Source organism: Acidimicrobiales bacterium, assembly GCA_040219515.1.
Classification (GTDB): domain Bacteria; phylum Actinomycetota; class Acidimicrobiia; order Acidimicrobiales; family Aldehydirespiratoraceae; genus JAJRXC01.
This window is the reverse complement of sequence record JAVJSI010000005.1, coordinates 16,438-35,668: the sequence shown is the minus strand read 5'-3', so window position 1 is coordinate 35,668 and position 19,231 is coordinate 16,438. Positions and strand designations below refer to the sequence as shown.

Below are 19,231 nucleotides of genomic sequence, written 5' to 3'. Positions count from 1 at the left end.
ATCGACTCAGCCGGGCCGGCTCAGCCGATCGGCTGCATCCGGCGGTTCGGCTTCACGAGCGGCTCGAGGGCGAACACGACGAGTGCGATCCAGATGATGATGAACCCGGCCGCCTGGCCTCCGCTCCACGGCTCGTTCCACACGATGGCACCGAGGATGAACTGGAGGGTGGGCGCGATGAACTGCAGCATGCCGACGAGCCAGAGTTCGATCTGGCGAGCGGCCGTGGCGAACAGTAGGAGGGGCGCGGCGGTGATCACTCCTGCGCCGAGCAACCAGACGTTCATGGCCACCGACGACGTGGTGAACACGCTGTCGCCCGAGGCCATCTGGATGAGGAGCACGACCAGAGCGAACGGGAAGAGCACGAACATCTCGAGGCTGAGGCCGTCGAGAGAACCGGCCGGCGAGATCTTCCTGACCAGCCCGTAGAGGGCGAATGTGCCGGCGAGGAACAACGACACCCAGGGAACGCTGCCGACATCGATCGTGAGCACCACGACACCACCGGCGGCGATGCCCACTGCGAGCATCGGACCGAGCCGGAGGCGTTCCTTCAGCACGACCACGCCGAGCACGACGCTCACCAACGGGTTGATGAAGTAGCCGAGGCTCGCCTCGAGCACCCGGTCGTCGTTGACGGCCCAGACGAACACCAACCAGTTCGACACGAGCAACACAGCCGTGAGCACGAACATCCCTCGTGCTCGTCGGTCGATGAGCAGGGCCCGCACCCGTGCGAAGGTGTGCCCGGCGAACTGGAACGCTGCGAGGAGCAGCGCGCTGGTGAGCACGCGATGGATCACGATGTCGCCGGAGGCGACCGAACCGACCGAGCGCCAATAGACCGGCGACAGTCCCCAGAGGACGTAGGCCACCGTCCCGATCGCCACGCCCCGTATCATCTCGGCACGCTATCCCTGGGCACAGTCGCACCCCGTCCCACCCCGTCGGAATTCAGATGAACCCATCGGCCTCGGGGGCCGGACACGCCGACGTCCCGGGCGATGGGAACCAAACGCGGCACCCAGGCGTCTCACGTTCATGCGACATCACCGGGTCCATGTCAGCCTCGCGCTCACTCTCGGAGCCGTACTGCTCGGAATGGCGGTTCTCCCGGACCCCGCCGGTGCCGCGACGACCCAGGTCGTCGACACGGAGGACCTGCCGACCTCGACCGGCGCGGACGTCGCCGATGCCGACACCGCGGTCGATGTCGTCGACGGCCAAGGCGACGATGTTGACGACGACGATGACGCGGCACGTCGAGCGACGCGGCTGGCCGTGGGCATGGTCGTGGCCGCTGCCGCCATCGGCGGACTGCTGCTGTTGTCCGGGCGGTAGCCGGCCGTCAACCCGCGTCGGCGAGGTGCAAGACTGCCGTGTGCTCCTCGCCGATCTCGTCGCCACCACCATCGCCGTCGGGGCGACGCGGGCCCGCAAGGAGAAGGTGATGTTTCTCGCCGATCTGCTGCGGGCGGCGACAGCGGAAGAGATCGGGGTCGTGGTCGGCCTCCTGTCGGGCGAGCCCCGCCAGGGTCGGATCGGCGTGGGGTGGGCCACGGTGCGCGACGTGCCGTCGGGGACATCGACCGGCTCGTCTCGCACGATCGCCGATCTCGACAGCCTGCTCGACCGCGTCGCCGCGACCCACGGCGAGGGGTCGAAGGCGGAACGGATCCGGCTCTTCACCGAGTTCCTCGCCGAGACGAGTGCCGAGGAGACCGACTTCGTTCGCCGACTCCTGATCGGCGAGCTCCGCCAGGGCGCCAACGCGGGACTCGTCACCGATGCCGTCGCCCGTGCCACCGACGTTCCGCCCACCGTGCTCCGCCGAGCCGTGATGCTCTCGGGCGATCTCGGCCGGGCAGCCGAGATCGCCGTCTGCGACGGGCGTGAGGGCCTGGAGGCGGTCGGACTCGAGCTCCAGCGGCCGATCCAGCCGATGTTGGCCAGCACGGCCAAAGACGTGTTCGAGGCCATCGAGGAGAACGGACGCAGCTCGGTCGAATGGAAGCTCGACGGGGTGCGCATCCAGGTCCACAAGGAGGGCGACGACGTCCGTGTCTGGACCCGAAACCTCAACGAGATCACGCAAGGGGTGCCCGAAGTCGTCCGCATCGTGCGACTGCTGCCGGCGCGCTCCCTCGTGCTCGACGGCGAGGTGCTCGGCATCGACGAGCTGGGCGACCCCCTCATGTTCCAGGACACGATGACCAGCACGACGACGACCGCGCCGTTCTTCTTCGACCTGCTCCATCACGACGGCGACGACCTCCTCGACGTGTCCCTCGAGGACCGACGCCGACGGCTCGAAGCGGTGGTCGGCGAGCGCGCGATCCCCGGAGTCGTCACGGACTCCGGGGATGTCGCCGCCACCGTTCTCGAGGACGCGCTGGCCCGCCGCCACGAAGGCGTGATGGTGAAGGCCGCCGATTCTCTCTATCAGGCCGGCCGTCGCGGAAAGACGTGGCGAAAGGTCAAGCCGGTCCACACCCTCGATCTCGTGGTGATCGCCGTCGAACCCGGCAGCGGCCGCCGCCGGGGTTGGCTGAGCAACATCCACATGGCCGCGCGAGATCCCGGCACCGGCGAGTTCGTGATGGTCGGCAAGACCTTCAAGGGCATGACCGACGACATGCTGCGCTGGCAGACAGAGCGCTTCCGGGAGCTGGCCATCGACGGTCCCGATGGCGACACCCGACCGGTGGTCGCCCTGCGCCCCGAACAGGTGGTCGAGGTCGCAGTCGACGGCATCCAACGATCGACCCGATACCCGGGCGGCGTCGCCCTGCGGTTCGCTCGGGTGGTTCGCTATCGCGACGACAAGCCCGCCGCTCAGGCCGACACCATCGAGACGGTTCGTGCCCTCGGCTGAACACCGTGCGGTCGCCGAAGTGAGCAGGCACACTGGAAACATGCCGGATATCGCCCCGCTCGAAACGACGACGATCACCGAAGAGACGGTCGCCAACCCCGTCACCGACGACGGCAACCACGACCGGTTCGCGCACTACGCCCGCAAGGCCGACATCACGAAGGCGACCGTCGAAGGCACGCCCGTCGTGGCCATCTGCGGCAAGGTCTGGGTGCCCAGCCGCGATCCGTCGAAGTACCCGATCTGCAAGACCTGCGCCGAGATCAAGTCCAAGCTCGACGCCCGCAAGAGCAACTGAGCCGCTCCGGCGGCACCCGGGGGGACAGTATGAAGATCTCGATCAACGGAAGCTCGGAGTTGATCCACTCCGACGTGGCCCGGCTCCTCGCCCACGCCGAGAAGGCTGCGGCCGACGGCATGGCCGGATGGTGGCTCGCGCAGGTCGGCATCGTCGACGCGCTCACCGTGCTGGCCCTCGCCGGCGCCGAAACCGGCGAGATGGAGCTGGGCACGGCCGTCAACGCGACCTTCCCGATCCACCCCACCGCCCTCGCCGCGAAGACCCTCACCACGCAGGCCGTGGTCGCTGGACCCCTCACCCTGGGCCTGGGCGTCAACCACGCACCCGTCGTCGAGCACACCTGGGGCATGAACTTCGAGAAGCCGATTCGCCACGTGCGCGACTACCTTTCCTGCCTCCAGCCCCTGCTCGAGACCGGCTCCGCCGACTACGCCGGCGAGGACTACACGGCCCGTTTCGAGGGTGCCCGACCCACCGATCGCACGCCGGGTCTCGTGCTCGCGGCCATGGGCCCGCAGATGCTGAAGGTGGCCGGTCAGCGCACCGACGGCACCATTCTCTGGATGACCGGCGAGAAGGCCATCGCCACCCAGATCGCCCCCCACGTCAACGAGGCCGCGGCCGACGCCGGCCGACCCGCGCCCCGCATCGTGTGCTCGCTGCCGATCTCGGTGACCGATGACGAGGGCGGGATGCGGGACTTCATCGGCCAGGTGCTGTCGAACTACGGCGACCTTCCGTCTTATCGGGCCATGCTCGACCTCGACGGCCACGCCGGCCCGGGCGAGGCGATGATCTGCGGCGACGAGACGTCCGTGCGCCAGCAGCTCGAAGCGGTCTCGGCCGCCGGAGCCACCGAGTTCTCCGCCGCCGAGATCGGTACGAGCAGCGAGGACTTCGCCCGCACCCGAGCCCTGCTCCGCGAGATCAACGCCGAGGCCTGAATCGCCGTCCGCCGAAACAGGCGCGAACGCCGGTGACCTGCGAGAATCACGGCAGCCCACGTCCGTGGCGCCATCGGTATCCCAGGAGTTCCACGTGAAAGTCGCCGTCGTCTACGAGAGCCGTACCGGCAACACTGCCCGCGCCGCCGAGATGATCGGCGCGGTCGCGCAAGAGCTCGGCCACGAGGTGGGCGTGTGGCCGTCCCGCAAGGCCAATCTCGATTTCCTCAAGGCCGCCGACATGGTGTTCGTCGGCACCTGGACCGACGGGATCGTCATCGGCGGGCATCGCCCCGGCGACGCCGGTCGGCTGCTCGACCTGCCCGGCATCTGGGGTAAGCCGACCGCAGGCTTTCTCACCTACGCGATCCACGCCGGCAAGGTCGTCGACGGCTTGGGCGACGTGGTGAAGCTCCGAGGTGGCGACTGGATCGGCGGCAACGTCTTCAAGCGCCACAAGCTCCCGGCCGGCATCGCCGGATTCGTCGTCGCCGCCCTCGACGAGGCAGAAGCACGCCTCGGCGTGACGGCGGACGCATGACGATTCGGGTCGTCGTCTGGGGGACGGGCAACGTCGGTCGCACGGCGATCCGCACGGTCCTGAGCCATCGAGATCTCGAACTCGTCGACGTCGTCGTCGCGAACCCCGCCAAGGTCGGCCGCGACGCCGGTGAACTGGCCGAGGTCGACACGACCGGGGTGATCGCCACCGACGATGCGGCAGCCGTGCTGGCTCGCCGGCCCGACGCCGTCGTCTACGCCGCCAGCGGCGACACCCGCCCCGACGATGCCCTCGACGACGTGCTCGCCTGCCTTCGGGCCGGGGCCGACGTGGTCACCCCTGCGATCTACGGACTACTCCATCCCGCCACCGCCAACGCCCGCCTTCGTGACAAGGTCGACGAGGCGTGTGCCGAGGGCGGCGCGTCGCTCTACGTCTCCGGCATCGACCCGGGATGGGCCCAGGACATCCTGCCCCTGCTCGTCAGCGGGGTGAGCGGACGCATCGACGAGATCCGGGTGCAGGAACTCTTCGACTACTCCACCTACGACGCGCCCGAGATCGTGCGCGACGTCATCGGCTTCGGCAGGCCGATGGACCAGCTCCCACCGATGCTCATCCCTTCGGTGCCCACGATGATCTGGGGGCCGATGATCCACACGATGGCCGATGGTCTCGGCGTCACCGTCGACGAGATCACCGAGTCGATCGAGCGGCTCGAGCTCGACGAATCCGTCGACACCGTCCAGGGCCGCTTCGACGCCGGCACCCAGGGAGCATTCCGCTTCGAGGTGGTCGGCGTGGTGGCCGGCGAACCCCGGCTCGTCATCGAACACATCACCCGCATCTCGCCCGAACTCGCGCCCCGATGGCCGTCGCCGGTTGCGGGCAAGACCGGTGAGCACCGCCTCATCATCGAGGGACGCCCCCGCATCGAGATGTCGATCCACGCCACCGACGACTCCGACAACCCGGCCGACGGCGGCAACGCCACCGCGGCGGCCCGGCTCGTCAACGCCATCCCCGCGGTGATCGCAGCGGAGAACCGCGTACTGGGCACCCTCGATCTCACACCCGTGTTTGGCGGCGGGCTCCCCGGGTAGACCCGATATCGGGCGAAACCGTCCGTTCGGCCCTGTCCGGGGCCGGCTGCCACATGTCAGCTTGGTGACGATCGGGAACCTCCCCGTGACCCGGTACGTCCAAGAGTGACACCCTTTCCCTTCGAGGCCTTCCTCCCATGCGAACTCATCTCCAGGGCATCGCCCTTCTCGGCTTTCTGGTCGTCGCCCTCTGGGGCCTCACCAAGATGGTTTCGCCTGCGCTCAGCGACGCGCTCGACGAGGACGGCGCGCTGCAGGCCGAGTCCGGCGATGTCGTCGACCTCGTCGTCGGCGCCGAGAGCGTCGAAGCCCCGCTCGACGACGAGGAACGGGCCCGCCTCCAGTTCCACCTGGTCGTCGCCGGCTTCCTCGACGACCCCTCCCAGGTGGACGGCATCATCGGCACCCAGACCCGTGCGGCGATGGCCGAAGCCGCCGACGAATGGGGGCTGACCGACCCCAGTGACCGCGAGTTCCTCACCTTTGCCGACGAGCAGTCGGCCGACACACCCCTGATCGGCGCGTCCTGACGCACTCCTGCGCCATGATGGCCAGGTGACCGACGCGCCACCGCCGACGGCGTCCACCACGATTCGTCCGCGCCACCAGCTCGACATCGCCTTCGCGGTACGCGGTGTGAAGACGGTTCGCCGCCGCCAGGGCGTCCACTGGTGGACCACCGACACCCCCGAGGGCGTCGCCGCGGTGGCCTTTCGGGCCGGCGGCGATCTCGTGCGGGCCGACGCATGGGGCACCGGCACCGACTGGGCGCTCACCCAGCTACCGGCACTGCTCGGCGCTCGCGACGACGACGTCGACGACTTCGAGCCGCGGGCCCATCCCGCCCTCGCCTCACTCCTGCAACGATCCGGCCCCGCGGTGTCCGGGTCGCTGCGGATCGGGGCGACCGGCCGCTGGTACGAAGCCCTCACGACCAACACCATCGGTCAACGGGTCGTCACCGCCGACGCCAAGGCGAGTCGCGAACGCCTGTGTCACCGCCATGGCGAGCCGGCGGCGGCCGGACCGACCGGCGCGTTTCCCTCACCGGACCGTCTGCTCGCGCTCGCCGACCACGACTTCCATCGGGTCGGGATCGAACGCAGCCGGGCCCGCGTGTTGCGGGTGGCGGCAAAATACGCCGAGCGTCTCGAACGACTCGACGGCGAACCGGCCGCCCATGCCACGGAGTGGTTGCAACGGCTGCCGGGCGTCGGCCCGTGGACGACGGGGTTGACGACGGCGGTGGCCGGTGGCGACCCCGACGCCGTCCCCGTCGGCGACTTCCACCTTCCCCGCCTCGTCACCTTTGCGCTCACCGGCGAGCAGAACGGCACCGACGAGACCATGCTCGAGGCATTGGCGCCGTTCGCCGGTCACCGCCAGCGAGTGGTGCGACTCGTGAAGGCGTACGGCCCGAGACCCAACCCCCACGGGCCCGCCCCGTTCCGCAGCGACATCAGCCGGATCTGACCGCCCGCCGCTGGCGATAGCCGACGGTCTTCTCGATGTAGTCACCCGCGTCGGGCGTGGTGCAGTTGGTGTCGCCGTGGTCGACCTCGACGGGACCCACCCGCCTGGCGGCGCTGGCCGCCAGACGTTGCAGCGCGGCGTTGCGCAGGGCGATCGAGATCATGGCCATGTTCATCTCGTGGCGGACCCGATTGGGGCGGTCGTGGATCTCCTCCTCGATCTGGCGGAGCAGGGCACGCAGTTCGGCGATGTCCCACAGGTCTTCGTCCTCGCAGGTGCGCGCCACGATTCCCCACCCGGCACTGGCGACCCACTCACCCTTGCGATCACACCAGACATCGGCGCGCGACCGCGCCAGCGGCGACCGGGCGACCACGTCGGCAACCGCCCCGGCGGTCTGGTAGCACACGGCCTCTCGGGCCCATTGATCGGCCAGCTTCACCGTGAACTCGCCGGGATCGACCACCTTCGCGGCCAGCATCCGCGCGTCGTGATTGCCCGAATCCCACAGGGCAAGACCCAGCTCGTGGTCGACCCTGATCCTCTTCTCGAGCTCTCCCAGTGCGGCGAGGCTGACCCCGAACATCGGCTCGCGGGCGCCGTGGCGCGGATAGATCTTCCGGTTCTGTTCGGTGCCCTCGGCCTCCAGCGCCGCCATCACCTCGTCGAAATCCATGCTCTGACGGTACTCCGTCGACCCGCCGAGTTCTCCCGGGTCCGGTCAGCGGGCGCGCGAGTCACTCACCCGCAGGACGACCAGGATCACGATGGCGCCGACGGTCGCACCGATCCAGCTCTCGGTTCGCTGCACCTCGAAGTCGCCGTCGGCCATGAGCGAAGCGATCAATCCTCCGGCGAACGAGCCGGCGATGCCGAGGAGAATCGTGCCCAGACATCCCCAGTCGCGGCCGGTCGGCACGAACACGCGGGCGACGAGCCCGACGATGAGTCCCGGGACGATCCAGGACAGCAGCTCCATCAGGACCAGCCCGAGCCTGCGCCGGCCACCATTCCGTAGGGGCCGGACGGCCAGCGGAAACAGTCGCGCATCAACTGGTCGACCTGCGCCCGATCGGCGATGCCCTCCGACACGACACGGTTCGCCTCACGAACCATGGCGAAGTACACACGATTGGCGACGTAGCCCCACGACTGGTCGGTGTCCTGCACTACCACCGGGTTCTTGCCGGCCGCCGCGGCCAAACGCACGATCGTGTCGACCGTCGCATCGCTGGTCTCCGGACCCCGAACGATCTCGGCCAACTTCATCACCGGCGCGGGCGAGGCCCAGTGCCATCCGATGAACCGGTCGGGCCGGTCGGTGCCCGCCGCCATCGCGGCGATCGGGAAGCCCGAGGAGTTGCTCGCGAAGATCGTGTCGGCCGGGGCGATGGCATCGAGGTCCCGCCAGAACTTCACCTTCAGGCCGAGATTCTCGGGGACGGCCTCGATGATGAGATCGACGTCGACCGCGGCGTCGAGGTCGGTCGTGAACGTGAGCCGGGCCAGAGCGGCATCGGCCTCGTCGTCGGTCAACTTGCCGCGTTCGACCGCGCCCCGCACACCGAACCGGCCGGTGTCGACCCCTTCCCGGGCGGTGGCGAGCACGTCGTCGCTCAGATCTCGGCAGATGACCTCGTGACCCGAGATGGCCAGGACCTGGGCGATGCCCGATCCCATGACTCCTGCGCCCATGACGCCGATTCGTTCACTCATGGCATCGATTCTCGCACGATTTCGGGGGAGCGCGTTCCGGGGTGTAGCCATCCCTGGTGGACACACACGACCAACCGGCGGAACGGCCGCGCTCACCGTGGCGCGTCTATGGCCTGGTCGCCGGCGCGATCGCGCTCGGCACCCTCAACTTCTCGATCGTCTTCGTGGCCTTCAGCGACATCGAGGCGAGCTTCAGCGCGAGCCCGGGCACCGTCTCGTGGACCCTCACCGCCTACTCGATCACCACCGCCGCGGTGTTCGTACCCGCCGGTTGGGCCGCCGATCGGTTCGGCCGCACCCGCATGTTCCTGATCGGGCTGGGCACGTTCATCGTGGGCAGTTTCCTCGTCGCCACCGCGCCCACGGTCGAGGTACTGATCCTCGCCCGCATGATCCAGGCCGCCGGACTCGCCATCGAGGCACCCGCCTCACTCGCGCTGGTCCTCGACGAGTTCCCGGCCGAGAAGCGCTCGACCGCAGTGGGTGCGCTCGGCGCCGCGGGCGGCGTCGCGACTGCGGTCGGTCCGGCCGTTGGCGGCGCGCTCATCGACTACCTCACCTGGCGGTGGGCCTTCTTCCTCAACGTCCCGCTGGGCATCCTCGTGTTCATTCTCGTGGCGCCCCGCCTGCCCCGGACCTACGTGCCCGATTCCGGCCGCCGCCGACCCGATCTCGTCGGTGTCGCCCTGTTGATGGTGGGTGTGGCCGCTCTGGCCCTCGGCATCGTCCAGAGCGATGACTGGGGCTACGTCGATCCGAAGACGCTCGGCGCCCTCGCCGCGGCCGCTGTCTTCATCACACTGCTCCTCCGGCGATCGGCGAACCATGCGGAACCGATCCTGCATCTGCCGCTGTTCCGCGACCACGACTTCGCGCTGGGCAGCGGCCTGTCGTTCCTGGTCGCCGGCACCTTCGCGGGCACGTTTCTCGCCTTCGTGCAGCTCATGAACGAGGGATGGGACCTCTCGCTGCTCCAGTCGGGCCTGGCCGTCGGACTCATCCCGGCGGTTGCCGGCCCGATGTCGGTGGTGTCGGGACGCATCGCCGATCGCTACGGCCACAAGTCCGTGATCCTGCCGGGTTCGCTGCTCATGGCGGCCGGCGGCGTGTTCATGTACTGGTCGGTCGACGCCGAACGCCAGCTGGTCCAGGTGTGGTTGCCGTTCGTGGCGATCTACGGGCTCGGGGTCGGACTCGCCCACGCCGCGTGCCAGGCCGCGGCCCTGTCCAACGTCGAACAACGGCGACTCGGCATCGGCAGTGCCATGAATCGCATCGCCCAGGACATCGGCCAGACGGTGTCGGCGGCGATCGTGATCGCACTCCTCGCCCGCGAGGCATCGATCATCGACGGCGTTCGTTCCGTGATGATCCTGCTGATCGCCCTGAGCCTGCTCGGCGCCCCCCTCGCCGCTCGCCTCCACGCCCGGGGTGGCTCGGCGGTGTGAGTCCAGGACGTGTGACCCTCCGGTCGCCCGATCGGGGTTCGCACTGTCACCGGGGCGGCGTACGGTGCACGCCAATGCCGGGAACGACACGATGATCTCCTGTGGCCACTGCGGAGGCCGCCACGCCACCGTCGCCGAGGTGCGCGACTGCGCCACCGAACCCGGCGCCGCGCCGGACCGCCCGATGTTCGACGACCCGGTTCGCCGGCCGTCCCCGTCGCCGGCCACCGGGGGCGGCGCCCCGACCTCCATCGTCGCCGAGGTCGCCCTCGAGCCCGACTGGGCCCACCTGGCCGGTCCCGCCCCGTTGGCCCGCAATCTGGTCGTGGGGCCCGGCCAGGAGGCACCACCGCCCTGGGCCGACGTCCCCAGGATCGTGGTCGACGACGGTCCCGACGGTCTCCAGAAGGTTCGCGATGCCCGCCACGCTCGTCAGCGCGTCGTGATCGAACTCGTGACCGCGCTCCCGGCGCCTCACCCGGTGCTCGACGTCGACTACTGGCATCTCGCCCCCGAGACCGACCTCGACGGGGAGACGCTGCGCCACCTCGTGCTCGGCCACGCGGTCGATGCCCGAGACCCGGCAAGTCCTTCCATTGCCGAGGTGAGCGCGGCTGTGGCGGCCGGAGCGACGGTGCGCACCACCGGTCCGGGCGACATCGACACCCCCGACGGCGCGGCGTGGGTCGACGGCGGGCCGCTCGACTGGTTCGACGACCACACACTGTCGGCGCCGGTCGTTCCTGCGGCCCACCTGCGGATCGGCTCACTCCACACGATCCGGACCGCACCTCCCGACGCCGACCTCGCCCCCGACCAGCTCGCCGCGGTCAGCCATGGCGGTGGTGGCGCCCGCATCATCGCGCCGGCCGGGTCGGGCAAGACACGGGTGCTCACCGAGCGGGCTCGCCATCTCGTGAAGGACCGGGGCATCGACCCGACCACGATCTGCATGGTGGCGTTCAACGTGCGGGCCCGCGAAGAGATGCAGGAGCGCACGACCGATCTGGCCGGCCTCGAGATTCGCACCCTCAACTCGTTGGCCCTGGCGGTCCTGTCGGGCCGCGGTCCCTTCGTCGCCCCGGCCGGACGGCGGGCGCCTCGCGTGATCGACGAGCGCGAGGTCCGGCGGGTGCTCGACGACCTCGTCGGTGGCCGTCGGCAGGCGATGGCCGACCCGATGGCGGTGTGGATCGAAGCCCTCACGGCCACCCGGCTCGGACTGCGCTCGCCGGCGGCGGTCGAGAAGGAGTTCGGGGGCGACGTCAAGGCGTTCGCCACCGTCGTACCCGAGTTCCGCGATCGGCTCCGGCGGGCCGGCGTGGTCGACTTCGACGAGCAGATCCTCGGCGCCATCGAGGTGCTGTGCACCGACCCGGTCGCCCGGGCCGCTGCCCGACGAGCCTGCGGTGTGCTGCTGGTCGACGAATTCCAGGACCTCACCCCGGCCCATGTCCTGCTCATCCGGCTCCTCGCGGGACCCACCGCCGATGTGTTCGGGGTCGGCGACGACGACCAGACGATCTACGGCTACGCCGGCGCATCACCCGCGTGGCTCATCGATTTCGCCGACCTCTTCCCCGGCAGCGCCGCCCACGACCTCCGGGTCAACTACCGGTGCCCACCCGCCGTTGTCGATGCTGCCGCCACCCTGCTCACCCACAACCGTCGCCGAATCGCGAAGACCATCGACGCCCGCCCGGGCCGCGATGCGGTCCACGGCGACCTCGACGTGGTCACCGGCGCCGATCCGCTCGCCGCCACGGTCGACCGTGTCACCGAGCTCGTGACATCGGGTGTGCGCCCCTCCGACATCGCCGTGCTCACCCGGGTCAACGCCACCCTGCTCGGCCCGATGCTCCTGCTCGGCGAGGCCGGCATCCCCACGAGTTCCCCGGTCGACGCGCACTTCCTCGATCGCACCGGGGTGGCCGGCGCGCTCGCCTGGCTCGAGGCCGCCATCGCCCCCGAGCAGATGCTGCCTGCCGTCGCGCTCGAGACGGCCGTGCGGCGACCACCGAGGGGCATCAGCCGACGCCTGGCCGAGTGGGTCGGCGAGCAGCGCAGTCCCCGGCAGCTCGAACAACTCGCCGGGCGGCTCAACAACCAGCGCGACACCGACAAGATCATCGCCTTCACCGATGACGTCCGACTCATGCGCTCGCTGGCCGACGACGGCGCCACCACGGCACAGCTCCTCGAGGCGATCCGCGATCGTGTCGGACTGGGCCAGGCGCTCGACCAGCGACTCGATGCCAGCCGCCGCTCCGTCGACCGCAGCGCCCACGGCGATGACCTGGCCGCACTCCTCGCCATCGCTGCGGTCCAGCCCGACCCGGCCGCGTTCCCCGAATGGCTCGGCTCTCGCCTTCGCGAGTCCCAGCCCGACTGGTCCGGGGTGCGACTCTCGACGATCCACCGGGTGAAGGGGCGCGAGTGGCCCCACGTCATCGTGCACGACGCCACCGCCGGCCTCATGCCCCACCGCCTCGCCGCCGACCGCGAGGAAGAACGTCGGGTCTTCCACGTGGCCCTCACCCGTGGGAGTGAGCGGGTGCTGATCACGGCCGGCACACCACCCTCGCCGTTCATCGCCCAGCTGCACACGCCACGCGATCCCTACGCTGCGCCCGATCCCGACGACGAGCCCCGCGCCCCGCGGTCGTCCGCCGGCGGTGGGAAGCCCGCCCGGCCGGTTCCCGAGGTCGGCAGCCTGGCCGAAGCCGGCCTGCGCGAACGACTCAAGGCCTGGCGGACCGAGACCTCGCAGGCCGCCGGCATGCCCGCCTATGTCGTCTTCAACGACGCCACCCTCTACGACCTCGCCCGACTCCGGCCGATCGACGACGACGAACTTCTCTCGGTACCCGGTATCGGTCCGGTGAAGGTCGAGAAGTACGGGGCCGACATCCTCGCCATCATCGAGGCAGCGCTCTCCGAGGAGTAGAGGTTCGGGTCTACGATCGGATCATGTGCCGCAACATCACCACACTCCGAGGACTCGAACCGGTCGCCACAGAGGAAGAGATCATCGCCGCTGCCCGTCAGTACTGCCGCAAGGTCAGCGGGGTCCAGAAGACGTCGGCCGCCACCGAAGAGGCGTTCGAACGTGCGGTGGCGATCATCGCCGATGCCACCACCGACCTCATCGCCGCGTTGCCACCCCGCAAGGTGCCGCCGAAGTCCGAGCCACCGCTGCGCCGCCTCGCCCGACAGTCCTGAACGACCGTCGTCGACCAGTGCCGCTTCAGTCCGGCCACACCGGGTCACGCTTGTCGAGAAAGGCGGCGATGCCCTCCTGGGCGACGGCATCGACGGAGTTCTCGCGCATCACCCTCGACGTGAACTCGTAGGCGTCGACCTCCGACCGGTCGATCTGCTCGTAGAAGGCACCCTTGCCCCGGGCGATCGTCTGCGACGACCAGCGAATGATGTCGTCGGCCATCGTCGCCACGGCCGCATCGAGCTGATCCGGTTCGACCACCAGGTTGACCAGACCCCAGTCAGCGGCGGTGGCCGCCGTGACCGGGTTGCCGGTCAGCAGCATCTGCATGGCCCGCTTCCGACCGATCGCCCGGGTGAGCGCCACCATCGGCGTGGAGCAGAACAAGCCGATGCGCACCCCGGGCGTGGCGAAGCTCGATGGCGACGAGGCGATCGCCAGATCGCACGACGCCACCAGCTGGCAGCCGGCGGCGGTGGCGATGCCGTCGACCGCGGCGATGACGGGCTGGCGGATCTCGTGGATCGTCGTCATCAGATCGGTGCACGCATCGAAGAGTTCGCGGGCGGTCTCGAGGTCGTGGTCGACCATCTCGCGGAGGTCGTGTCCGGCCGAGAACGCCGGACCCTCGGCGTCGATCACGACGAGCGACGCCGACGCCGAATCGTCGATGGCGCGCAGATGTGCGGTGAGGGCCCGCATCTTGTCGAGCCCGAGCGCATTGCGGTTCTCGGGCTCGGCCAGCGTGATGCGCTCGACCTCGCCGTCGAAGGAGAAACGAAGTCCGTCATCGGCCATGCGCGAGTCTCCCACCTGCGGACGCGCCGTGCCCGTCACTGCATGCCGCGGGCGCTCACGTTTCGCTGGCTGACCTCGACGAGCTTGCCGCGGCGAACCGCGTAGCTGGTGACCCGGTCGACGTTGTGCTGGCCACCCCGGGCCCGGCCGCTGACCACGTCGAGGGTCATCCCGTTGATGATGGGGAGCAGCGCCACCGCCCGAAAGCCGTCCTCCGCCCCGGGGTTGGATCGCTTGTCCTCCTGCAGGAGCTCGCCCGATTCCCAGATCCACACGTCGTCGACGCTCACGAACCGGCACCGGTGGTTGGACTTGCTCTTGGCCACCATCGCCCCGGGGCAGACGACGACGTCACCCTCGATCCACGGATCGACACCGAGGCCGTCGCGACCGAACCCGGTCTCGAAGGTCTCGGCGATGAGCGCATCATGGTCACCGCTCCGGATCGCCCGCTGCCGGGCCTCGTCGTGGAGCGCCTCGGCGAGGTGGTGCAACACCTCGTCGGACAGCTTCGCGGCGAGCTCGACCGCGGTGTCGGGGTCGTCGGTGAGGTGACGCACGATCGTGCCGTATCGACGGTTTGCCATGGATGCAGTGTGCCCTGACCGGTGTGACAGTCTGCGCTGGATACGAACATCTGTTCGGTCTAGGGTGACGCCATGTCCCCTCCCCCGTCGGCGTGCCGGCCGCCCGGCGCCACCATTCTCCACGCCGATCTGGATGCCTTCTACGCGTCGGTCGAACAGCGCGACGACCCCCGGCTCCGCGGCCGGCCGGTCATCGTCGGCGGTGGCGTGGTGCTGGCGTGCAGCTACGAGGCCAAGCGCCGCGGCGTGCGGTCGGCCATGAACGGCGGTCAGGCCCGCTTGCTCTGCCCGGATGCCATCGTCGTCGAGCCCCGGATGGACGCCTATGCCGACGCGTCGGCCGCGGTGTTCGAGAAGTTCCGCGACGTCACGCCGTTCGTCGAGCCCATCTCGGTCGACGAGGCCTTCCTCGACGTCGCCGGCGCCGAGCACCTGTTCGGCCCGGCGCTGCAGATCGCGGCACAGCTGCGCACGCGGGTGCTCGTCGACGTCGGACTCCCACTGTCGGTCGGGGTCGCTCGCACCAAGTTCCTGGCGAAGGTGGCGAGCGCCCAGGCGAAGCCCGACGGCCTCCTCCACGTCGAGCCGGGTCGCGAGCTCGACTTCCTGCATCCACTCCCGGTCGAGGTCCTGTGGGGGGTCGGGCCGGTCACCGCGGCCAAGCTGCACGACCACGGGGTCGACACCGTCGGTGATCTCGCCGCGAGTGGCCGGGCCGAGCTCCAGGGCTATCTCGGCACGCACACCGGTCGGCATCTGCGCGACCTCGCCCACAATCTCGATCCCCGCCCGGTCGACACCACCCGCCGCGACCGGTCCATGGGTGCGCAACGCGCGCTGGGCTCGCGCGTTCGCACCCGCGAGGAGCTCCGACGCGAGCTGTTGGGCCTGGCCGAGAAGGTCGCGGCCCGGCTCCGCAAGGCCGATCGGGTGACCCGCACCGTCACCGTCCGCTACCGCACCCAGGAAATGAAGCACGAGAGCCGGTCACGCACCCTGGTCGAGCCCACCCAGCAGACCGACGTGCTCACGGCCACGGCCGACGAGCTGCTGCTCGACCTCATCGACGGACCCCACGGGCCGGGCGGCGCCCTCGGCCGGAAGGGCTGCACACTCGTCGGCATCACCTACGCCGGGCTCGGTCGCCCCGACGCCATCCAGCTCGCCCTCCGCTTTCCCGAAGAAGGCCGAGCGACCGAGGAACTCGATCGCATGGTCGACGACATCCGCGGCCGCTGGGGGGCCACCGCCATGGCCCGCGCCTCGCTGCTCGATCACGCCGGCGGCGTGCCCGCCCTGATCCGGCCCACGGCCCTCGACGCCACGACCGCCCCTTGACCGGCTCGCCCGCTCGGGTGGTAGACCCCACTCATGGAGATCAGCACCGCCCTCGCTCGCCTCGCCGACCACAAGAACGCCACCCTGATCACGTTGCGCCGCGACGGTCGAGCCCAATCATCCGACATCGTCTACGCCGTCGACGCGGACGTGATCAGGATCTCGGTCACCCACGATCGGGCGAAGACCCGCAACCTCCTGCGTGATCCTCGCGCCGTGCTCCACTTCTCGGACCCGTCGACCTGGTCCTATCTCTCCATCGACGCCACCGCCGCCGTGTCACCGGTCGCCGATGATGTCGACGGTCCTGTCGCCGACCAGCTCGTGGCGCTCTATCGCATCGTGGCCGGCGAACACGACGACTGGGCCGAGTTCCGGGCCGCCATGGTCGAGGAAGGCCGTTGCGTCATCACGCTCACACCCCGATCCGTCACCGGCCAGCTGCACTGAGATCGCGGGTCGGGAACCGAGGATGGAACGGTCGTTCTTCGAGCACGTGCTCGATGCGTTCGAGAGCTTCGTCGACGACGAGCTCGGTGAACCCCTGTCCAGCTGGCACCGTCGCGGCCTCAAGGTCTGGTTCGATCCGGCAGCCCCGCGGGAGCACTATGAGGCGCAGCTGATCCGGGTCGACGGCGAGGCCGCACTCGAGATCGGTTTCCATGCCGAGTACCGGACAGAGGCCGAGAGCCAGGCCGTCCTCGACGGCTTCGGCACGACCGGTGCCCCCTCGGCATGGCGGGCGGCCCTCGGCGAGGAGGCCCACGCCGGGCCCTTCCTCGGCAACACCACGTGGCGACGCGTCTCCGAGGTGTGGGACCCGCCCGATCCGGACGACCCCGAGGCGCCCATCGAGATCGCGGCGAGACTGGCCGACTACGTCGACGCGATCGAACCGCGCCGCCGTGCCTCCTGACCGCCCACCCGTGCGAGACTGCTGCCGTGAGCACTGACCCTGTGAGCGCTGACCCGGCCGACGATCCGACACCCACCCTGCCACCGTCGCGGGGCGTGTTCTGCAACCGCACGCTCAACCTCCGCGGCGTGCGGGCCATCGGCTACGACATGGACTACACGCTCATCCACTACTTCGTCGAGGAGTGGGAGCGGGCCGCCTTCGAGCACGCCAGGGGCGTGCTCATGGCGCAGGGCTGGCCGGTCGAGGACCTCACCTTCGACCCGACCGCCTACACCCTCGGACTCACCTTCGATCTCGACCTCGGCAACCTGGTGAAGTCCACCCGCTTCGGCTACGCGGTGCGGGCCCAGCACGGCAGCAACGTCCTGTCGTTCCGGGAGCTGCGCGACAACTACTACGGCACCGTGGTCGAGCTGGGCGAGGATCGCTTCGAGTTCATGAACACGCTGTTCGAGCTCAGCCGTGCATCGCTGTGGTGCCAGCTGGTCGAGTTGCACGATCGCTCCCCGCTGCCCGGCATCGCGTCCTACGCCGTTCTCTACCGGGCGATCGACCTCGCCCTCGGCACGGTGCACACCGACGGCTCGCTCAAGGCCGCGATCGTGGCCGAACCCGAGCGGTTCGTCGACCTCGATCCGGGCCTCGTTCCGACACTGCGGGATCAGCGCCTCGCGGGCAAGCAACTCCTGCTCGTCACCAACTCCGAGTGGAACTACACCCAGTTCATGATGACCTGGGCGTTCGACCGCTTCATGCCCGAAGGGCAGACCTGGCGGGATCTGTTCGACATCGTGATCGTCGCCGCTGCGAAACCCCGGTTCTTCGCCGAGGCCGGCCCGATCTACCGAGTGGTCGACGAGCAGCGGGGCCTGCTCGAACCCCACCTCGGACCGCTCGAATCCGGCACCGTCTACCACGGGGGCAACGCCCACATGGTCGAGGAGAGTCTCGGCCACGATCCATCACAGTTCCTCTACGTCGGCGACCATCTCTTCGGCGATGTGCACGTCACGAAGGACACCCTCCGGTGGCGCACCGCACTCATCGCCCGCGAACTCGAGGCCGAGGTCGACGCGGCCGACGAGTTCCGCACCCAGAACCACCAGTTGCGCGACATGATGGCCGAGAAGATCGACCTCGAGCGGTCCCACTCACGGCTGCGGATGGCTCGCCGTCACCTGGTGGTCGCCGAGGAACCGCATGCCGAGATCGACGCCGCCGTCGAGGCCGCGGCGGCCGCCGTGGCCGAGATCGACGAGCGCATCGCCCCGCTCGCCCGGGCGTCGACCGAGCAGGGCAACGAGGCCTGGGGTCCGCTGATGCGTGCCGGGGTCGACAAGAGCCTTTTCGCTCGGCAGGTCGAGAAGTACGCCGACGTCTACACGAGTCGGGTCAGCAACTTCCGGGCCGAGACGCCCTACGGCTACCTCCGCGCCGCCCGGGGCACCCTGCCCCACGACGCCGCCACCCCCTGAGTCCGGCCGATCACAGCGGGCCACCGCGGGCCGCCACATCCGAACGTCACTTGTTGTTCAGCTGCGACGCGCCCGGCGGCCAGAGCGATGTCAGATACCCGCGACAAGGTCTGGACAACTCCGGCCGGTGGCTCAGTCCGGTCGGGACGAACGACCTCGCAACCGGTCGATCTGCCGACGATCCCGCTTGGTCGGCCGCCCCGCGCCGCGATCGCGACGGGCGAAGACGGCTTCGCCCGGACGATCTCGCGGAACCGGCGGCGGCGAACGGTCCTCGTAGCACTCGGCGGCGCGGGTGGCGGAGACACGCTTCTCGATCAGCTCCTTCACCACGAGGACCAGAGTCCGGTCGCCCCGGCGGGCGGTGACCACGTCGTCCACGTCGATCCGCGTGGCCGGCTTCGCGGTCGCGTCGTTGACCGTGACGTGGCCGTCGTCGCAGGCGGCCGATGCCTGCGTGCGGGTCTTGAACGCCCGGACCGACCACAACCACTTGTCGATGCGAACGGCCATGCACGAGTCTGGC

At 69.7% G+C, this 19,231-nt stretch carries 22 protein-coding genes; 15 read left to right on the top strand and 7 right to left on the bottom strand.

All coding sequences use genetic code 11. The annotated features are described in order from the left end of the window. Nucleotides 1-20: 20 nt before the first annotated feature. On the bottom strand, nt 21-905 hold the full coding sequence (rarD, locus tag RIB98_02705; GenBank protein ID MEQ8839863.1) for an EamA family transporter RarD: 885 nt from the start codon (nt 903-905) through the stop codon (nt 21-23). Nucleotides 906-1,044: 139 nt separating this feature from the next. Here rarD and RIB98_02700 point away from each other — a divergent pair, with 139 nt between their 5' ends. The 8 genes from RIB98_02700 to RIB98_02665 all read left to right on the top strand — a co-directional run bounded on the left by RIB98_02700 (nt 1,045) and on the right by RIB98_02665 (nt 7,201). Beyond that, entirely contained in the window at nt 1,045-1,344 is a 300-nt protein-coding gene (locus tag RIB98_02700; GenBank protein MEQ8839862.1) for a hypothetical protein, read from the top strand. Nucleotides 1,345-1,384: 40 nt separating this feature from the next. Further along, entirely contained in the window at nt 1,385-2,878 is a 1,494-nt protein-coding gene (locus tag RIB98_02695) for an ATP-dependent DNA ligase (protein MEQ8839861.1), read from the top strand. A gap of 40 nt (nt 2,879-2,918) precedes the next feature. Beyond that, complete coding sequence (locus tag RIB98_02690; protein ID MEQ8839860.1) at nt 2,919-3,176, top strand: DUF3039 domain-containing protein; 258 nt, start codon at nt 2,919-2,921, stop codon at nt 3,174-3,176. 29 nt (nt 3,177-3,205) lie between these two features. Beyond that, complete coding sequence (locus RIB98_02685) at nt 3,206-4,123, top strand: TIGR03564 family F420-dependent LLM class oxidoreductase (protein MEQ8839859.1); 918 nt, start codon at nt 3,206-3,208, stop codon at nt 4,121-4,123. A gap of 94 nt (nt 4,124-4,217) precedes the next feature. Next, the gene (locus tag RIB98_02680; GenBank protein MEQ8839858.1) at nt 4,218-4,664 is read left to right on the top strand and encodes a hypothetical protein; all 447 of its coding nucleotides are present in this window, start codon (nt 4,218-4,220) and stop codon (nt 4,662-4,664) included. Beyond that, complete coding sequence (locus RIB98_02675) at nt 4,661-5,728, top strand: hypothetical protein (GenBank protein ID MEQ8839857.1); 1,068 nt, start codon at nt 4,661-4,663, stop codon at nt 5,726-5,728. Before RIB98_02680 ends, RIB98_02675 begins: the two co-directional genes overlap by 4 nt. A gap of 137 nt (nt 5,729-5,865) precedes the next feature. Beyond that, nucleotides 5,866-6,258 carry a hypothetical protein gene (locus RIB98_02670; protein MEQ8839856.1) on the top strand — a complete coding sequence of 131 codons (393 nt, stop codon included), beginning with the start codon at nt 5,866-5,868 and terminating at the stop codon, nt 6,256-6,258. A 25-nt stretch (nt 6,259-6,283) separates the two neighbouring features. Next, on the top strand, nt 6,284-7,201 hold the full coding sequence (locus RIB98_02665) for a hypothetical protein (GenBank protein MEQ8839855.1): 918 nt from the start codon (nt 6,284-6,286) through the stop codon (nt 7,199-7,201). Here RIB98_02665 and RIB98_02660 read toward each other — a convergent pair. The 3 genes from RIB98_02660 to RIB98_02650 are packed head-to-tail and all read right to left on the bottom strand — an operon-like array spanning nt 7,188 to nt 8,917. After that, nucleotides 7,188-7,877: a DNA alkylation repair protein gene (locus RIB98_02660; GenBank protein ID MEQ8839854.1), complete on the bottom strand. Its 690-nt coding sequence runs from the start codon at nt 7,875-7,877 to the stop codon at nt 7,188-7,190. The genes RIB98_02665 and RIB98_02660 overlap by 14 nt on opposite strands. Nucleotides 7,878-7,922: 45 nt before the next feature. After that, on the bottom strand, nt 7,923-8,180 hold the full coding sequence (locus RIB98_02655) for a GlsB/YeaQ/YmgE family stress response membrane protein (GenBank protein ID MEQ8839853.1): 258 nt from the start codon (nt 8,178-8,180) through the stop codon (nt 7,923-7,925). Further along, nucleotides 8,180-8,917, bottom strand: a complete 738-nt coding sequence (locus RIB98_02650; protein MEQ8839852.1) for a 3-hydroxyacyl-CoA dehydrogenase family protein — start codon at nt 8,915-8,917, stop codon at nt 8,180-8,182. Before RIB98_02650 ends, RIB98_02655 begins: the two co-directional genes overlap by 1 nt. 56 nt (nt 8,918-8,973) lie before the next feature. On the opposite strand from RIB98_02650, the gene RIB98_02645 reads away from it, so the two are divergent. The 3 genes from RIB98_02645 (at nt 8,974) to RIB98_02635 (ending at nt 13,587) form a co-directional block, all read left to right on the top strand. Beyond that, nucleotides 8,974-10,365 carry an MFS transporter gene (locus RIB98_02645; GenBank protein ID MEQ8839851.1) on the top strand — a complete coding sequence of 464 codons (1,392 nt, stop codon included), beginning with the start codon at nt 8,974-8,976 and terminating at the stop codon, nt 10,363-10,365. Nucleotides 10,366-10,429: 64 nt separating this feature from the next. After that, the gene (locus RIB98_02640) at nt 10,430-13,312 is read left to right on the top strand and encodes an ATP-dependent DNA helicase UvrD2 (protein ID MEQ8839850.1); all 2,883 of its coding nucleotides are present in this window, start codon (nt 10,430-10,432) and stop codon (nt 13,310-13,312) included. Between the two features lie 23 nt (nt 13,313-13,335). After that, nucleotides 13,336-13,587 (top strand): DUF2277 domain-containing protein, encoded by a 252-nt coding sequence (locus RIB98_02635; GenBank protein ID MEQ8839849.1) that lies wholly within the window; start codon nt 13,336-13,338, stop codon nt 13,585-13,587. A 25-nt stretch (nt 13,588-13,612) separates the two neighbouring features. On the opposite strand, the gene RIB98_02630 is transcribed toward RIB98_02635, so the two are convergent. Together RIB98_02630 and RIB98_02625 are read right to left on the bottom strand one after the other, a co-directional pair. After that, complete coding sequence (locus tag RIB98_02630; protein MEQ8839848.1) at nt 13,613-14,386, bottom strand: enoyl-CoA hydratase; 774 nt, start codon at nt 14,384-14,386, stop codon at nt 13,613-13,615. Between the two features lie 35 nt (nt 14,387-14,421). Continuing rightward, the gene (locus RIB98_02625) at nt 14,422-14,973 is read right to left on the bottom strand and encodes a hypothetical protein (protein MEQ8839847.1); all 552 of its coding nucleotides are present in this window, start codon (nt 14,971-14,973) and stop codon (nt 14,422-14,424) included. Between the two features lie 72 nt (nt 14,974-15,045). Here RIB98_02625 and dinB point away from each other — a divergent pair, with 72 nt between their 5' ends. From dinB to RIB98_02605, 4 genes are read left to right on the top strand one after another with little or no spacing between them, the layout of a single operon-like run. Continuing rightward, entirely contained in the window at nt 15,046-16,311 is a 1,266-nt protein-coding gene (dinB, locus tag RIB98_02620; GenBank protein ID MEQ8839846.1) for a DNA polymerase IV, read from the top strand. A gap of 33 nt (nt 16,312-16,344) precedes the next feature. Then, entirely contained in the window at nt 16,345-16,761 is a 417-nt protein-coding gene (locus RIB98_02615) for a PPOX class F420-dependent oxidoreductase (GenBank protein ID MEQ8839845.1), read from the top strand. 22 nt (nt 16,762-16,783) lie between these two features. After that, the gene (locus RIB98_02610; GenBank protein MEQ8839844.1) at nt 16,784-17,227 is read left to right on the top strand and encodes a hypothetical protein; all 444 of its coding nucleotides are present in this window, start codon (nt 16,784-16,786) and stop codon (nt 17,225-17,227) included. Nucleotides 17,228-17,253: 26 nt separating this feature from the next. After that, nucleotides 17,254-18,705, top strand: a complete 1,452-nt coding sequence (locus tag RIB98_02605; GenBank protein MEQ8839843.1) for an HAD-IG family 5'-nucleotidase — start codon at nt 17,254-17,256, stop codon at nt 18,703-18,705. Between the two features lie 132 nt (nt 18,706-18,837). Here RIB98_02605 and RIB98_02600 read toward each other — a convergent pair whose 3' ends face one another. Continuing rightward, nucleotides 18,838-19,218 (bottom strand): RNA-binding S4 domain-containing protein, encoded by a 381-nt coding sequence (locus tag RIB98_02600; protein MEQ8839842.1) that lies wholly within the window; start codon nt 19,216-19,218, stop codon nt 18,838-18,840. Between the last annotated feature and the right edge of the window lie 13 nt (nt 19,219-19,231).

Excerpts from the sequence above, each read along its gene's own strand:
- RIB98_02675 (MEQ8839857.1), top strand. The coding sequence starts at position 4,661 with ATGACGATTCGGGTCGTCGTCTGGGGGACGGGCAACGTCGGTCGCACG.
- RIB98_02655 (MEQ8839853.1), bottom strand. The coding sequence starts at position 8,180 with ATGGAGCTGCTGTCCTGGATCGTCCCGGGACTCATCGTCGGGCTCGTC.
- dinB (MEQ8839846.1), top strand. The coding sequence starts at position 15,046 with ATGTCCCCTCCCCCGTCGGCGTGCCGGCCGCCCGGCGCCACCATTCTC.
- RIB98_02685 (MEQ8839859.1), top strand. The coding sequence starts at position 3,206 with ATGAAGATCTCGATCAACGGAAGCTCGGAGTTGATCCACTCCGACGTG.
- RIB98_02610 (MEQ8839844.1), top strand. The coding sequence starts at position 16,784 with ATGGAACGGTCGTTCTTCGAGCACGTGCTCGATGCGTTCGAGAGCTTC.
- RIB98_02660 (MEQ8839854.1), bottom strand. The coding sequence starts at position 7,877 with ATGGATTTCGACGAGGTGATGGCGGCGCTGGAGGCCGAGGGCACCGAA.
- RIB98_02700 (MEQ8839862.1), top strand. The coding sequence starts at position 1,045 with ATGCGACATCACCGGGTCCATGTCAGCCTCGCGCTCACTCTCGGAGCC.
- RIB98_02650 (MEQ8839852.1), bottom strand. The coding sequence starts at position 8,917 with ATGAGTGAACGAATCGGCGTCATGGGCGCAGGAGTCATGGGATCGGGC.
- RIB98_02630 (MEQ8839848.1), bottom strand. The coding sequence starts at position 14,386 with ATGGCCGATGACGGACTTCGTTTCTCCTTCGACGGCGAGGTCGAGCGC.
- RIB98_02635 (MEQ8839849.1), top strand. The coding sequence starts at position 13,336 with ATGTGCCGCAACATCACCACACTCCGAGGACTCGAACCGGTCGCCACA.
- RIB98_02625 (MEQ8839847.1), bottom strand. The coding sequence starts at position 14,973 with ATGGCAAACCGTCGATACGGCACGATCGTGCGTCACCTCACCGACGAC.
- RIB98_02690 (MEQ8839860.1), top strand. The coding sequence starts at position 2,919 with ATGCCGGATATCGCCCCGCTCGAAACGACGACGATCACCGAAGAGACG.
- RIB98_02615 (MEQ8839845.1), top strand. The coding sequence starts at position 16,345 with ATGGAGATCAGCACCGCCCTCGCTCGCCTCGCCGACCACAAGAACGCC.
- rarD (MEQ8839863.1), bottom strand. The coding sequence starts at position 905 with ATGATACGGGGCGTGGCGATCGGGACGGTGGCCTACGTCCTCTGGGGA.
- RIB98_02600 (MEQ8839842.1), bottom strand. The coding sequence starts at position 19,218 with ATGGCCGTTCGCATCGACAAGTGGTTGTGGTCGGTCCGGGCGTTCAAG.
- RIB98_02670 (MEQ8839856.1), top strand. The coding sequence starts at position 5,866 with ATGCGAACTCATCTCCAGGGCATCGCCCTTCTCGGCTTTCTGGTCGTC.